The organism is Lacticaseibacillus zeae subsp. silagei, assembly GCF_030770335.1.
Classification (GTDB): Bacteria; Bacillota; Bacilli; order Lactobacillales; family Lactobacillaceae; genus Lacticaseibacillus; species Lacticaseibacillus zeae.
This window is the reverse complement of sequence record NZ_CP132484.1, coordinates 2,991,933-3,005,786: the sequence shown is the minus strand read 5'-3', so window position 1 is coordinate 3,005,786 and position 13,854 is coordinate 2,991,933. Positions and strand designations below refer to the sequence as shown.

Here is a 13,854-nt window from a genome sequence, read left to right as displayed (position 1 = left end):
GGCAAGCTAAAAGTCGATATAGATTTTTTCGCTTGTCTTCTTCTCGCCTTGAGTTGTCGCTCTTGGCGATTTTTTTGTGGCCTCAATTAGTGAACGTTTTTCGGCTTTTTGAGCTTGCCAATACCGATCACAATCAGCATCAGCCTTTACAAACTGCGGCCACGTCCACCCGAACTTGCTATTTATCATTTTTGCCATGGTCATAGTCCTTTCTAAACTGTATAAACGCTCCCAGCACGCCACCGTTCATGAAAACCATCAGCATGACGGGTATAACTGTCGGATGGGTAAATATCCACGTAATAAGGCTATTCATCGGCATCGTCCTCGTTTTCATACAGCTTTAGGATCTCCGATACCCGCAGCAGCTCTTTTGCAGTCGTAACGGCCAACTCGCTATTGGGAATATACTTGCCATCAACCGTGACAGTACTGTCTTCTGCAATGCCATGAACGTTAAGCTGAATGTCGTCAATCAAATTTCCAAGCTCGTGATCTAGTGCTATCTCTTCTTTACTAAACAAATTCATAATGTTTCCTCTCTGGCTTTATGTGCCTGCCATAAGTTGCTTACAATTTTCCGCCTGCCCAGCGTGATTACTTGCCATGGTTATTCATGTAATCGTCTATGTCTGCGGTATTGATCCGCTTAACGCCACCAACCACTTGCATCGGCAAACCTTTTCTAGTCCAAGACAACAGTGTGTTACGAGCCACACCGGCATAAACCGCTGCTTGACCGATGTTCAGCTTTTTAGGCTCATCATGTTGTGGTGCAAGCTTACTAACCGCTTGGATCACTTCCTGATGAATACGATCTTGTAGTTGCTTGTCGAAGTCCTCGGACAACAATAGTTCTGCTTTCATTGAAGCCATATTTGTACGCCTTCCTTCTGATTAGTATAAAATGTTCAGACATTTGAACAAATCAAGTATATCACGTGTGCTTGATATTGCAATCAAAACTAGTTAAATGTTCAAGATTTGTTCAGAGTGTTGTACAATGAATTCAAATAGGGAGGAATACTATGTTAATGTCAAATTTGGCCATATTGCTTGCTGAACGGAAATTGAGAATATCTCGCACTGCAACAGATACCGGCATTTCGAGAACAACGCTAACAGCTTTGAGTCAAAACGATTTTAAGGGGATACAGGTTGATACAATGAACACTTTGTGCCAGTACTTGGCTGTAACCCCTGGAGAGCTTTTCGATTTTGTGCCTTTTGATTTGACTTTTTCTATTGATCAAGAGGGCATTAGATCCTCAGGATTGGGAGAAAAGGGTGATCTTATAGACAAAGTGATCATACAAAAGTCCGACATGGATGCTTTTTTAAAAAGAAGCTCGATAAATGAAGCTGTAGGAAGAAATGAAAAAACATTTGATCTGACCGTAAGAATAACTGATGATGTAACAATACCCACAAAAGGAGGGTCTACGTTTGATAGCTCCGTTACAGATAATGAGCCGGTTAATATACCGATTGAAGTCCTCTTGGGACATTCTGATGACACCAAAACTTTTGAGAGTGAGCATGATGGATTTAATAAAATGTGGATGGATGAGCTCACGCCAGCATTTAGAGCACAAATTTCTAACTCCATATGCCGAATCATTAAAAACACTATTTCTACTAACGTTCGTGAATTCTTTTATAAATTCATATCAGTGAATTTATACAATCCAGATTGGGATAGATTGAAATACGTGTTTAGTGTGTCATTTAATGACGCATACACAAAAGAAAAGAATGGAGATCTTTCTCTTAAAATTAAGGTAGACAAACTTCCGTTCTAACGTTGAAAAAAATACAGCTCTAAATATTTGAAGGCCGAATTTTAGGCCGCCACCTTTTCGCCATTTTCGGCGAAAACTCTCCAATCTAACACCGCCTGCCCAGCGTGACGGATAGGAGAAAGCAAATGGCATCAATTAAAAAGTACGCAACGAAAGACGGCAAAGAGTTCTGGCGCGTTCAGGTCTTTGCTGGTAATGATCCACAGACTGGCCACAAGAAGTACAAGGTGCGGCGAGGGTTTAAGACAAAAAAAGAAGCCACTGTTGCAGCAGCTAGACTTGAGCTAGCAATCAGCAACGGTGACTTAGAAGAAGAGAAACCAAAGCCCGTGTTCTTTCGGGATGTGTATGAGGAGTGGTATGGAAACTACATTAACACAGTAAGGGAATCAACGTGGGCTCGAACTGCTGGTATGTTCAATAATCACATCCTACCGGCATTTGGTGGTAAGCGGATCGCTACTATAACCACTAAGGACGTACAGAAGGCTGTTAAGAGGTGGTTTGAGTTCACCTCTGCTAACTATAAGCGCTGGTATAACTATGTTTCATCGGTTATGGACTACGCAGTCCGACAAGGGTATATGAGTAAGAATCCCGCCAAAGCCGTTGTTTTACCGCACCATGACGATCTGGCTGGTGATAAGCCTGAAAACTTTTGGACTAAGGAACAAATGAATCACTTCTTTGCCTGTATCGACCAAGCGAACCACTTCGATATCTTCATTATGTTTAGAGTTTTAGCCTTTACAGGCGTTCGTCGCGGTGAACTATTAGCGTTGACGTGGAATGATGTAAGTTTCAAAGAAAACAGTATCAAAGTGAACAAAACGCTAACGCAGGGTGACAAAGGCCATCAGATCGTTCAGGCACCAAAGACACGCGCTGGAAGGCGCACCATTCCGGTAGACGGTCAAACGATGGCATACTTGAAACGGTGGCGTAGAATACAGCAGGAAACATTCCTACAGCTAGGTATTAATACGATGCAACCTAATCAGTTGCTTTTCACTAATACTAAAAACGGGTATCAGTCATTAAATACACCGTCTAAGCGACTGCATAAGCTGCAAGATGACAATGGACTTACACCTAGAATAACCATTCACGGGTTCAGGCATAGCTTTATATCTAATTTACTGATTGCTGGTGTTCCTGTTACGTCAGTACAAAAGCTGGTAGGGCACACAGATCCGACTATTACGCTTGGTGTGTATGCTCACGTCAGTGCAAAGCAGGAATCAGAGGCCACCGCTGCACTTGCAAAATATATGCAAAATTGAATTAGAAAACCACAGAGAAAACCACGGTGGTTTTAAGGCTGGTTGATAACGGCTCTAGGGCGCATGGTTAAGGCGTTTCATGTGAAATAGTTACGTTTCCCCTGACCACCCAGAATATAAACGAAAACGCGGTTCACAAGCTTAAATAAACGCTTGTGAACCGCGTTTTTTGTTACTTTCAAGAATGGGAGAGTTGTCCACAAAATATTAAGGAACCACCATTTAAACAACCAAAGACGACCGAGACAACCATAAAAAGTAATACTGAATCTAATTTCGACGCACAAAGTGGTTATCCCAGATTCTTTCGAGACGAATAGTATCATCAGTGGCGAACTCCTCATCAACCATGGAATCTTGAATAATCCCGCCATAGGCATTAACCAAATCGTCAAAATCATACTTTGAGCACAACGACATTGTGACCCGATCACTCTCTATTGAGGCCGTAAGCATTTTTTCTAGAACGTTATCAAGTTTCCCCTTAAGATAAAGCCAATCATTTATTGAGATTGTAAATTTCATCCACTTTCACCCAGCCTCTTTAGAACAATAGCAGCAATATCGATAGTCTTTAAGTTTATATGAATTGATGTATTACTTGTATTGTACACGATCACACCTAATTTTTCGTAATGGAAAGTATTAACCTTACATCCCAACCTAAAGTGTTAAAAATTTCAAAATGGTTTTTTGTAAATTTTGCCGGTTATTATACCTCCTGCAGCCGAAGTATAATGCTTAGTAAGAAGAACATTCACGTCAATTTGGAATGATTAAACAGGAGGTCATTGAAAAATGGTTAAACGACTTTTGAGTGCCAGTACCAGTGAAGTGATGCAATTTAACGGTCAGGAGCTTAAGGAAAGTATTAAAGCGAGTGAAGGGCGCATTATTGTTAGCGAAAATATTGTAACGCAGGAGAATTTAGATAGTATTACCACTGCCGAGATCGCCGCGGCGTTTGGGGCGGATATGATTCTGTGTAATCGGCTCGATGTGTACAATCCGAAAATCTTCGGACTTTATCCCGGTGAACGCGATTTATATAGCGCACCTAAGCACGATGGTAAGGCGAGCATTGCGCGGCTTCAGAAATTGGTGGGGCGGCCAGTTGGCATCAACATCGAACCGATTGGCGACCATCCGAACATGATGGAGAATCAAATTTCCATTTTGCCAGGGTGTACAGCCAGCGAGGCGGTTATCAAGAAGGCCGAGGAGATGAGCTTCCAGTTTATGGTTTTGACCGGTAACCCGGGCACCGGCGTCACGAATGCGGAGATCGCCCACAGTATTGCTTTGGCCAAAATGTACTTTAGCGGCTTGATCATTGCCGGAAAAATGCATGCCTCGGGCGTCGATGAACCGCTGATGAGCGAGGAAACCGCGAAAGGATTTATCGACGCAGGGGCTGATGTTATTTTGGCGCCGGCCGTTGGATCGATTCCGGGATTTGATGAGGCTGCTTTGAAGGCGGTGGTGCAGGTGGTTCATCGCGCTGGCGGTTTGGTCATGAGCGCGATCGGGACGAGTCAGGAAGGCAGCGGCAGCCGTGTGCTTCAGGAGATGGCTATTCGTAATAAGATCTGCGGCGTGGATATGCAACACGTTGGCGATTCCGCGTGGGGATTTGAGTCGCCAGTTGACAATCTGTACGCCGTCAGCAAGGCCATTCGCGGGGAACGGCACACGATCCAACGCATGGCAAGATCGATTAATCGTTAGGGTTGACGAACCTTTTTATCGTGAAAAAACGCAACATCTGCCTTTTGTGCCCGGAAGTTCGAAGCGGATTGAGACAACATCTTCGACAGTATACTGCTGGCCGAGCTGTTTGATTCTTCTTTTTGTCATTAAATTGTACACTATAGGTAACGCAAGACGGCCACTCTAATGCGAAGGCTGGATTGCCGCGATGACAGAAAGGCCGTGAGAAAATGCACGAAGATCTGGGTAGTTATGCATATGTTCAGCGTGTTTACAATGCCAATATGCGTCTGGCTGATTATCGGTTGCCGGCAGCGGCTAAAGACGGGACCGTTAAGTTTTTTGATGACGGCTTGATTAAGCTGACGATGCAGATCGCCAACGGACGCGTGACCAAGATTACGATTGTGACCACCAATCCGCGTTCCTCGGCGTACATGCAGGTTTTTGAAGGCTTCGAGTTTGGCTTTGATGCTGTCAGCACGTGGATCCAAAATTACGAGGAGACCACGCGAACTCATGGCCCTTCTAAAGGAATTGTGAAGGGTATTCTAGCCTCTTACAACACGACGGCCGATAACGTCTTGACGGTCAGCTTGACGCGTGTTGCAGGCACGGCGCCGGAATGACTTTTGGATGCGTCGATAACAGGCGCGTTTGGAAAAAGGCAACTAAGCGTCATGAAGCCGCGAGCTTTGTTATTGAAATCATTTTGTGATCATGCTAGGTTAAGGCGTGCGAGCGGATTAATACTGATTTTAATCGCAAGCAGTTGATAAAAGCTTTTTTGGTGTCTGAGTTAGTCAGAAACGACCGTGTTTTTTATATGCCGTTTTCAGTGCGGCATGCTTTTGTAACGGGAAGGAAGAAAAAACATGAAAATAACATTTATTGGTGTTGGTGATATGAGGAGTCACATGGTACCGCATCTGGCAAAAGCCGGTTATGACCTGGTGATCTGGGATAAAGTGCCCGCCAAGATGGCAACTTTGACGGGAGAGCACGTGACGGCGGCAAAATCGTTGAAGGACGCGGTAACCGCATCGAAAGTCGTGATCACGTCGGTCATGTCTGATGATGTGCCAGCGTTGCATATCGGTACCCCTGAGCAGCCCGGAATTGTTCACTATCTGCAGCCCGGCAGCACGCTTATCGTGACGTCTACGCTGGATCCGCGTAAGATTGCGGCCATTCAGGCAGTCATGCCGGCAAACACTAAACTCCTTGACGTGCCAATGATTGGCGGCGTGAAATATGCCCGTGAAGCTGGCTTGGTCCTGATTGCGGCTGGAGACAAGCAAGCGGTCGACGCGGTGCTTCCGGTCCTGAAAACGTTCGGTACCGTTAAATACGTTGGCGAGCAAGGTAATGGCGCCAAGCTTAAACTGATTACGAATGTCGCGATTATGGCGGCAGAAGCAGGGATTCGCGAAACGCTGGATCTTGCCGATGCGTATGGCATTGACTACGCCACGACCTTGGACTTATTACAAATGGGCCCACTTAAGCCAGTCGTCATTCGCGCTTTAGACGAAAGCAACCCGCGGCCGCTTAAAGACTCCGTAGCTGATGAAGTCGAGCTGGACAATGCGACCAAGGACTTTGTCGACTTACCAATCGCCAGCGCAGCAATGCGGCGACTGCAAAAAGCCGTTGATTCTGTCGTCGGCGAAGCGCAGTTTATTGATATCACGAACAAGAAGACGGCGTTGCCGGACGCCTCGAAGAAATAAAAACACTACGATACAAAAATGGATCGATTCACGGCGATGAAGGCTGTGATCGATCTATTTTTATGGTCAAAAGGTGTTTCACGTGGAACCAGTGTGGTTTCTCTGAATAAACAAAGTGGTTAGCGTTTTTGAACGGATTGTTTATTTTCTCGCGAGCAATATATAAAATCGGAAAGATTGCGGTTGAAATCTTGGCTTGCTATACTGAAAAAATCCGGTACGGGATGATACGAGCAAAATAAGTCGGGTTCAGTAAAGGTTTTGCATAGACATATACTTGGCGGTGGGAAAATGATTAAGGTGGCAGTTTGTGACGACGCGCCTGAAATAACGGGGAATATCGAAGAAACGCTGAAAGCATTCGATTCAGCGTTGTTTGATGTTGCGGTATTCTTTCGTGCTGACGCGTTAATTTCATCACTACAAAAACAGCGTTATGACTTTTTTGTTTTAGATATTGAATTGCCGACGTCTTCAGGCATCGATATTGCTAAGGCTATCAGAGAACAAGACTTAAACGTCCCAATTGTCTTTCTTACCAATTATGTGGAATATATGGAAGATGTTTTCCAAGTGCAAACCTTTGACTATATTCTCAAGCCTATAACTAAAGAGAAAATCTTTCCCGTCCTTAGAAAAGTAGTTAAATATTTGGAATTGGATGATGAATATTTCTCGTTTTCACACAGGAAGAAGACGTATCATTTAAAGCTTTCTGATATTATCTGTTTTGAAAAGCAGAGACGTAATGTTATCATTCATGACAAGAAACAGCAATATCAGGTGATTATGTCAACGTCGGAGCTGCTGGGAAAGTTAAATGATAACTTTGTTCAGGTACATACATCCTATGTTATCAACACAAAGTTTATTAAAGAAATTGGCGCTGGCTATATCATTTTGTCTGAAACTTCAACATCTATGGAAGTCCCTGTCAGTAGGAAATTTCGTAACATCGCAAGGGAACAAATCATCATGCAAATGAGGAGCAAGCTATGATCGATGCTGTTATCAGAATGTGCAGTTTTCTAGTCTACGTGTTTCTTTTGAACTTCTTTTTTGCAAGTTGGTCGGTTTCCGAAAGACGATCACTTATCTGGATGATGACATTGGCAGGTTTGGCAGGGATTGTTGCAGTAAGCTCGTATGCTGTTCCGTCTAGTGTCGAACCCTTCATCAATCTCGTTGTCACGCTAATTGCAATGACCACCATTGCATTACACCATGAAGTAGCGATCAAGGATATGCTCTTTTGGTTTATTATTTTGCTGGCCATTAATTTCATCAGCGAAGCTTTGTCTTTAGCTGTTTTCAGATCAATCACAGCGGCATCTTATGGTCCTCAGAGCTTCATTTTTGCGATTGCAACGACGAGCATTTCGATGATGCTGGAAGTTTTAATGATTTTCGGACTTAAGTTGGTGGTTTTCCGGAACCAAATGTATCTGGAATCGTTAAAACTTCCGGTACTGCTGGCTTTAACGTCAATTCCACTTGTCTCGATAGGCGTTCTATTCAGCTTTTTAATGGCGAACATCAATACTTCCGTCCATTCACCTTATTTTGTATTAATGATTACAGTAGGCGTTTTGTACATGAACCTTTGTGGTCTATATTTATACGGAAGTTTGACGAAACACTTACGAAAAATCAATCAGATTACATTACAAAACAAGTCGCTTTCTTTTGAAAGAAAATATCTCACTGAATTGAAAAAGTCACAAAATCAGCTTGCGGCAATGCGTCATGATTTGAAAAATCAATATATCGTATTGCTTGGACTATTGGAGAAGAAGCGTGTTGGAGACGCAAAAAGATATCTTTCAAAGTCTACAGATAGGCTGAATATGCAACAAAAGTTTTATACACGCGATGTGGTTCTAAATTATTTATTAAACGACAAGCGAGACCTGGCTGACAAGGCGGGGATTAGGTTTGACATCAAGGTGTTGCTTGCCGAACAAATAAATGTCGATAACGATGTTTTGGCTATTTTGATTGGCAATCTGCTTGATAATGCTCTTGAGGCGTCTAGGAGATTAGGAGACAGCCGTTCTGCAAAAATCACACTGGTTATTAAGCAGTTTGACAATAAATTGCTAATCGATATTGAGAACATTTTCGACCCTGCCGAAGCAATGACGCGACAACGGCGAAAAATAGAAGGGCTTGGAACAAGTAATGTTAAGAGACTTATTGCCCGTCATAACGGCCTTTATCGGCAATGGATGGAAGAAAATAAGTTCTTTGTTAGCGTCATTTTACTTGATATCGTTAAAAAAACTGTCGGAGAGATTTGACCGACAGTTTTATTCTATTTTCTCTACTTGAATTGCCTGTGTGACACAATAGATGATGCGTGTGGGCATTGTATCCAAAACGACCGAGGTCAAATAATCAAAACGTTTGGCGACAACCATATCAAAGAACTTCATCGTTTTCAATACCATTTCCCATGGTCAGGCCAACCAGAATAACAATCACCATTGACACAACAGCGACGATTAGCGTTATAAACTTGGACGACATCATCGTTATCGCTGCAAGGTTAGAAAAGAGGACAACTAAAACGATGCTAGCAATCATTGATTTTACTTTTCCGTTCAGTTTAATACCAATAAAGCTGGACAACAAAATAATCGCGATCGTTAAAAAGGTTCCAGCGAATACTGAAGTTAGTAAGTCTAGAATTCCTGTCGGCTGTTCAGTCATCAATTGGAAGAGGGATTCTAAAATGTTGAAGACTAAATTCGCAATAAATAGACCAACGATCATTGCTGAAGCGACAACAAGCGAAAAAGCGGCGAGTTTTGTATAAAATAGTGACTTTCGACCAACAGGCAATAAGTATGTTTGACTTTTGTTTGTCCCAACATAATTGCCAACGAGGACTTGGCAGGCGACCACCGTACCATAAATTGCCAATGCACACATGGTTCCGGTTGTTGCCAAAGCAAGGATGACATTGGGATGGGTCAGTATATTGCTGTCATCGCTGCGATCAAAGCGGCCAACTAAAGCAAAGAAATATAAGAACAATAGTTGAAGCACCATTGTCGTTAAGTTCAAAGAGCCAAAGAATTTACTCAAACGTGAGATTTCAAAGTGTAAATTTCGCATCATTCGCCTCTCAATTAAGTGAATTGGTATGACGGACAAACTCGCGATAAAAGTCTGCCAGTCCGTCAGTGAAGTCCGAGTTGATTGCCGCAAGCTTCTTTACGCCACTCGTTTGTCCATGGGCGATCACAACTGATTGTGTCATGATGTCGTTCAAATCCGCGAACGAATGGCTTGTGATGATGACGACCTTGTCTTTTGCAAGGTCGTTGATTAACTTTTTCGTCAAGTTAACCCCATCTGGATCTAAACCATTGAAAGGCTCATCTAAGATTAAAATGCTGGGATCGTGCGAAATAGCAAGAGCAAGTAGTAATCGTTGGCGCATGCCTAGTGATAGACTGCCGATTTTTTGCTTAGGTGTGATCTCTAATGCAACGTTTTGAAGAAGTTCATGCCAATCTTTAGGTCTTTTAAGACAAAAATAGTGATAGTGTTCTGTCAGCAAGGTATCAATGGTTAAATCAAAGATGCTGTCAGATTGTGCAAAAACCGAACCGATGTGTTTTAGGAAAGTTGACCTAGTACGTCGATCCAATACTAATTCGTTCAGTTGGATCTCACCGCCATCGGGAATGATGAGCCCACAGATGCATCTCAGTAAGGTTGTTTTCCCAGCACCATTTGGCCCCACCAATCCATAAATTTCGCCGCTTTCAAAACTCAGATTTTCAACTTGCAAGATGTTTCGACCGGAAAGTGATTTAGTAAGATGCTCAATCGTGATTCGTGTCAAATGATGGTCAACTCCTTTTTGATAGCGCCAAAAGAGACAATGCGAAGGCTGTCGTCAGCCAGGTCAACAGTACGAGTAGGTTTAAGTAAGAAAAGGGGGCAGCGTGAAACAGAGTAGCCCTAATTAAATTGCTGGCTGGAACGAAAGGGAGTAACTCGTAGACGGAGGTCAGCCAAAAAGGAATTCGATCAGCCGGATAGGTAATTGGTGAAAACAATAAACCGCCAATCATAATGACCTGTGTTGTCAATGCCATCGCGTTAGCAGAAAGCCAGTACGCTAAGGAAAAGTCTATTAAAACCATCGTTATTTGCGCCAAAACGATTACAGTTATACTGATTGGGGATACGTAGAGATCAACATGAAAGCGACTGGTAGCGGCGATACAAGACATGATCACACCTGGAATTGAAGCAAGGCTCCAAATAATGACGTCAGCTAATATAATCTTTGTTCTGGCGACCGGAAGTGTCTTTTGATAAGCCACGACGCCATCTTGTTTCGCCGTGCTAACAATTTGGGCAGCCAGTACGCAACCCACCGCAATGATGCCGATGGTAATAGCGCCTGAGGAAAGGTATAGGGTATCGGTATGGCTCATATTTGGCATTAATAAAGCTAAACCATAGACGATAGCTAGTGCTAAAACAACTTGGGTCATGCTAAAAGTAGGGAGTAAAACTTTATGTCTGATTAAACTCCACCCGATGAGTCCCCAAAATTGGCGTACTTGTTGCTTTGGAATCTTATCTACAAAATAGTTATCTTTTATTTCCATCGGTTAGTCCTCCATACACATCATTCAACGATGCTGGCGATAAGCGATAGTTCCGGATTTCTTCTGTAGCTACTTTTGCAGCCAGCCAAGAGACGGCATCTGTCATGTCATCGGCTTTTAAAAAGAGATCATATTGGAATTCGTCACTTGTGACGATACGATCAGCTTGTGGCAGTTCATTGTTTTTAAATGCATGTTTGGCGTTAATCGTCAAAACCGCAGAACTTAGTCGATCATGAGACAGTATATTGACTTGTTCGTCCTTGATTAGGCGACCATGATGCATCAATAAATAGCGATCTGCATACTGTTCTACTTCAAGTAAATTATGGGTAACCACAATAACAATGTGGTCTTGCAGCGCTAATTTTCTAAGGCATTGCCAGAGTAGTTTTCGCCTGACCGGATCAACATCATTTGTTGGTTCATCAAATAAAAGAATAGGCGAAGGTCGTACAACTGTCATGGCAAATGAAGTTAAGCGGCGGAGCCCCCCGGAGAGCTTTTCTCCTGGCATATCCGCCCACTCGTTCATGTGTAAAGTGTCAAGGATCTTGTCCACTTCCGTTCTTAGTGCTCGACCATGAGCTCCACGTATTCGCGCAATGGCTGAAATTGCTTGACGTAATGTGACGCCTGCAATGGGTGCATGTAATTGTGGCATCATCGAAATGACGTTTCGGGCGAACGCAGGCTCTTGCGCCAAAGAATGGCCTGAAAATGTTATTGAACCTCTATTCGGCTTCACAGTGCCCATGATTTGATTTAATAAAGTGCTTTTCCCAGCGCCGTTATGTCCAGTTAAAGCGGTAACTTCACCTGGAAGAAACTGGGTTGAAATATTGTCGTTGGCAGTTACTTTATGATGGTTAAATGTTTTTGTGATTGAATAAATATTTAATGTTGCGTTCAATGATTCACCTTCTTTGCTGCCGAATTGAAGAACCCATTGGTCAATGTAGATGGGGACCTGTGCGAAGACGTTAAAGCATTTATAGTTTATTCGTTTGATGACTAAATCGGAGGAGTTCGTCATGATCAACCAGTTTGATGTAACAAATAACCTGGTTTTGAATGCGCAAATAAAAATCTCTATAGGCCAAAAAAGTTTTAGCAGAGTGTCTATCAAGATAGTCTCTATTGGACAATGTGTTTCACGTGAAACAAATGCTGATGCTTAATGACCTTTGGATATTCCACTAAAAACATGAAATTACCTTAACTTTTTGGCCCAGACTGCCTGAATGTGCATGCAAGAATTATGCTAAAAATAGTTGGAATTTTTAGCAACCAATGTAGTTCATAGAAAAGTTGGGTGGTCATTTTGAAAAGGAAACACCTAGTATCACTTATCCTGATCGTCAGTGTATTGGCGCTTGTACTTGTAACTTTTGTTAGTCTTCGTCACCAAGGTCCTAAAAACAGACGCGATCCCGGCGTTGATGCCGAGGGCTTTTTGATTAAGTTGCCTGGTAACATGAAAATCGTTAAGTCGGGTGTTGGGCCTTTTTTGATTGAGCGAATTCCTAAAAAGTTACAGACAACGACTGATGCCAACACGCTGCTTTACCATGTTCAAGCTGCTGGGTGGCATGGTCAGACGATGATTGTGAAGGCGAAGGAAGATGACAACTACGACTTCCTGAAGTCTGGTGTAAGCGGTGAGGGCTATGCATTGATTAACCTACATACAGGAAAGCGAGTGTGGGCGCATCAGTTGGCTTCGTTACATCGTCAGTATCCGGAAACCCGCCGAATTCGGGTGAAGTCGTTGGATCACTACCACTGGCGGAATCCTTCCAAGCAGCTTCCTAAAAGCGAGGATAATCGGGTGATTACGTCACGGGTTTTTACTAATATGGTGACTAGTCATTAAGTTCGGGAAAGTTTGTGCCTAAATGTAACGTTGTGCTTGTCTTTTGGCGTTGCAATCGCTAATCAAACAAAGAAAATCCGTTAGCATCGGCGAATTAGGCTGGTGCTAACGGATTTTTTGGTCTCGATCTTTAAATTGGTAAAGTCGTTAGTAACTGGTAGGTTTTAAACGGCCGTCCGGTTTTGCGATAGATGGTGTCGCTTTTCAGAAAACGACGGGTTTCCAGAAAGTTTAAATATTTGCGGACGGAGACGTGGGACAAACCGGTTTTGGTGGTTAACTGAGGCACCGTGAACGGTTGCGGGAGTTGGGCGATAGCCTCTTGGATGATTTTTAGGGTAGCCATGCTTAGTCCTTTATCTAGTTCGAGCGGGGCCGATGCGTGCGGTTGTGGTTCAAGGTAGGCATCGAGCTGGCTTTGATTGAGTTGATCGCTGTCAAACATGCGGTTTTTGGCGTAAAAACGGTGAATGCTCTTTTCGAAACGTTTCAGCGTGAATGGTTTGATGAGGTAGTCGATGACGCCTAAGTGTAGTGCATCGTTGACGATTTCAACTTCATTGGCTGCGGTGATTAAAATGACGTCAACGGTTTGCTTGGTACGTCGCAGTTTGGTTAGAAGGTCAATGCCGTTACCATCCTTGAGCCGAATATCTAAAAGAATGAGTTGGATGGATCGAGCTGCTAATAAATTCCGGGCTTCAGCAATGGTGTCTGAAGAGTAAATATTGGTAAATGTACCGATCTTTTCCAAATAGTTACGGTGAATGAATTGCACCATCGGATCGTCTTCAACAATCAGAATGTTTGTCATGT

17 protein-coding genes are annotated in these 13,854 nt (G+C 43.1%); 8 read left to right on the top strand and 9 right to left on the bottom strand.

The annotated features are described in order from the left end of the window. Positions 1-6: 6 nt before the first annotated feature. The 3 genes from LACZS1_RS13915 to LACZS1_RS13905 all read right to left on the bottom strand — a co-directional run bounded on the left by LACZS1_RS13915 (position 7) and on the right by LACZS1_RS13905 (position 876). Positions 7-198 (bottom strand): hypothetical protein, encoded by a 192-nt coding sequence (locus LACZS1_RS13915; protein WP_306402877.1) that lies wholly within the window; start codon positions 196-198, stop codon positions 7-9. A 110-nt stretch (positions 199-308) separates the two neighbouring features. Next, positions 309-530 carry a hypothetical protein gene (locus LACZS1_RS13910; RefSeq protein ID WP_306402876.1) on the bottom strand — a complete coding sequence of 74 codons (222 nt, stop codon included), beginning with the start codon at positions 528-530 and terminating at the stop codon, positions 309-311. Between the two features lie 67 nt (positions 531-597). Beyond that, on the bottom strand, positions 598-876 hold the full coding sequence (locus LACZS1_RS13905; protein ID WP_010489235.1) for a helix-turn-helix domain-containing protein: 279 nt from the start codon (positions 874-876) through the stop codon (positions 598-600). A 152-nt stretch (positions 877-1,028) separates the two neighbouring features. Between LACZS1_RS13905 and LACZS1_RS13900 the strand changes: the two genes are divergently transcribed. Together LACZS1_RS13900 and LACZS1_RS13895 are read left to right on the top strand one after the other, a co-directional pair. Beyond that, positions 1,029-1,802, top strand: coding sequence for a helix-turn-helix domain-containing protein (locus tag LACZS1_RS13900; protein ID WP_270766638.1), 774 nt, complete (start codon positions 1,029-1,031; stop codon positions 1,800-1,802). A gap of 125 nt (positions 1,803-1,927) precedes the next feature. Continuing rightward, positions 1,928-3,085, top strand: coding sequence for a site-specific integrase (locus tag LACZS1_RS13895; protein ID WP_306402875.1), 1,158 nt, complete (start codon positions 1,928-1,930; stop codon positions 3,083-3,085). Positions 3,086-3,355: 270 nt separating this feature from the next. On the opposite strand, the gene LACZS1_RS13890 is transcribed toward LACZS1_RS13895, so the two are convergent. After that, positions 3,356-3,610, bottom strand: a complete 255-nt coding sequence (locus LACZS1_RS13890; RefSeq protein WP_070651668.1) for a hypothetical protein — start codon at positions 3,608-3,610, stop codon at positions 3,356-3,358. A 273-nt stretch (positions 3,611-3,883) separates the two neighbouring features. Here LACZS1_RS13890 and LACZS1_RS13885 point away from each other — a divergent pair, with 273 nt between their 5' ends. The 5 genes from LACZS1_RS13885 to LACZS1_RS13865 all read left to right on the top strand — a co-directional run bounded on the left by LACZS1_RS13885 (position 3,884) and on the right by LACZS1_RS13865 (position 8,828). Further along, entirely contained in the window at positions 3,884-4,813 is a 930-nt protein-coding gene (locus LACZS1_RS13885) for a DUF7916 family protein (RefSeq protein ID WP_070651666.1), read from the top strand. Between the two features lie 212 nt (positions 4,814-5,025). After that, positions 5,026-5,424, top strand: coding sequence for a hypothetical protein (locus LACZS1_RS13880; protein ID WP_070651664.1), 399 nt, complete (start codon positions 5,026-5,028; stop codon positions 5,422-5,424). A 246-nt stretch (positions 5,425-5,670) separates the two neighbouring features. Further along, on the top strand, positions 5,671-6,528 hold the full coding sequence (locus LACZS1_RS13875) for an NAD(P)-dependent oxidoreductase (RefSeq protein WP_306402874.1): 858 nt from the start codon (positions 5,671-5,673) through the stop codon (positions 6,526-6,528). A gap of 291 nt (positions 6,529-6,819) precedes the next feature. Beyond that, on the top strand, positions 6,820-7,527 hold the full coding sequence (locus LACZS1_RS13870; protein WP_070651661.1) for a LytR/AlgR family response regulator transcription factor: 708 nt from the start codon (positions 6,820-6,822) through the stop codon (positions 7,525-7,527). Further along, positions 7,524-8,828 carry a sensor histidine kinase gene (locus tag LACZS1_RS13865; RefSeq protein WP_070651659.1) on the top strand — a complete coding sequence of 435 codons (1,305 nt, stop codon included), beginning with the start codon at positions 7,524-7,526 and terminating at the stop codon, positions 8,826-8,828. The genes LACZS1_RS13870 and LACZS1_RS13865 overlap by 4 nt, the downstream gene beginning before the upstream one ends. A 121-nt stretch (positions 8,829-8,949) precedes the next feature. Here LACZS1_RS13865 and LACZS1_RS13860 read toward each other — a convergent pair whose 3' ends face one another. From LACZS1_RS13860 to LACZS1_RS13845, 4 genes are read right to left on the bottom strand one after another with little or no spacing between them, the layout of a single operon-like run. Then, positions 8,950-9,651 carry a hypothetical protein gene (locus LACZS1_RS13860; protein WP_141753074.1) on the bottom strand — a complete coding sequence of 234 codons (702 nt, stop codon included), beginning with the start codon at positions 9,649-9,651 and terminating at the stop codon, positions 8,950-8,952. A gap of 7 nt (positions 9,652-9,658) precedes the next feature. Further along, positions 9,659-10,384: an ABC transporter ATP-binding protein gene (locus tag LACZS1_RS13855; protein ID WP_070651655.1), complete on the bottom strand. Its 726-nt coding sequence runs from the start codon at positions 10,382-10,384 to the stop codon at positions 9,659-9,661. A gap of 7 nt (positions 10,385-10,391) precedes the next feature. Next, positions 10,392-11,162, bottom strand: a complete 771-nt coding sequence (locus LACZS1_RS13850) for an ABC transporter permease (protein WP_070651653.1) — start codon at positions 11,160-11,162, stop codon at positions 10,392-10,394. Next, a complete protein-coding gene (locus LACZS1_RS13845) occupies positions 11,146-12,075 on the bottom strand; it encodes an ABC transporter ATP-binding protein (protein ID WP_070651682.1) in 930 nt (309 codons plus the stop codon). Before LACZS1_RS13845 ends, LACZS1_RS13850 begins: the two co-directional genes overlap by 17 nt. A 411-nt stretch (positions 12,076-12,486) precedes the next feature. Here LACZS1_RS13845 and LACZS1_RS13840 point away from each other — a divergent pair, with 411 nt between their 5' ends. Next, the gene (locus tag LACZS1_RS13840; protein ID WP_070651680.1) at positions 12,487-13,038 is read left to right on the top strand and encodes a hypothetical protein; all 552 of its coding nucleotides are present in this window, start codon (positions 12,487-12,489) and stop codon (positions 13,036-13,038) included. A gap of 130 nt (positions 13,039-13,168) precedes the next feature. Here LACZS1_RS13840 and LACZS1_RS13835 read toward each other — a convergent pair whose 3' ends face one another. Then, positions 13,169-13,852 (bottom strand): response regulator, encoded by a 684-nt coding sequence (locus LACZS1_RS13835; protein ID WP_070651651.1) that lies wholly within the window; start codon positions 13,850-13,852, stop codon positions 13,169-13,171. Positions 13,853-13,854: the final 2 nt, after the last annotated feature.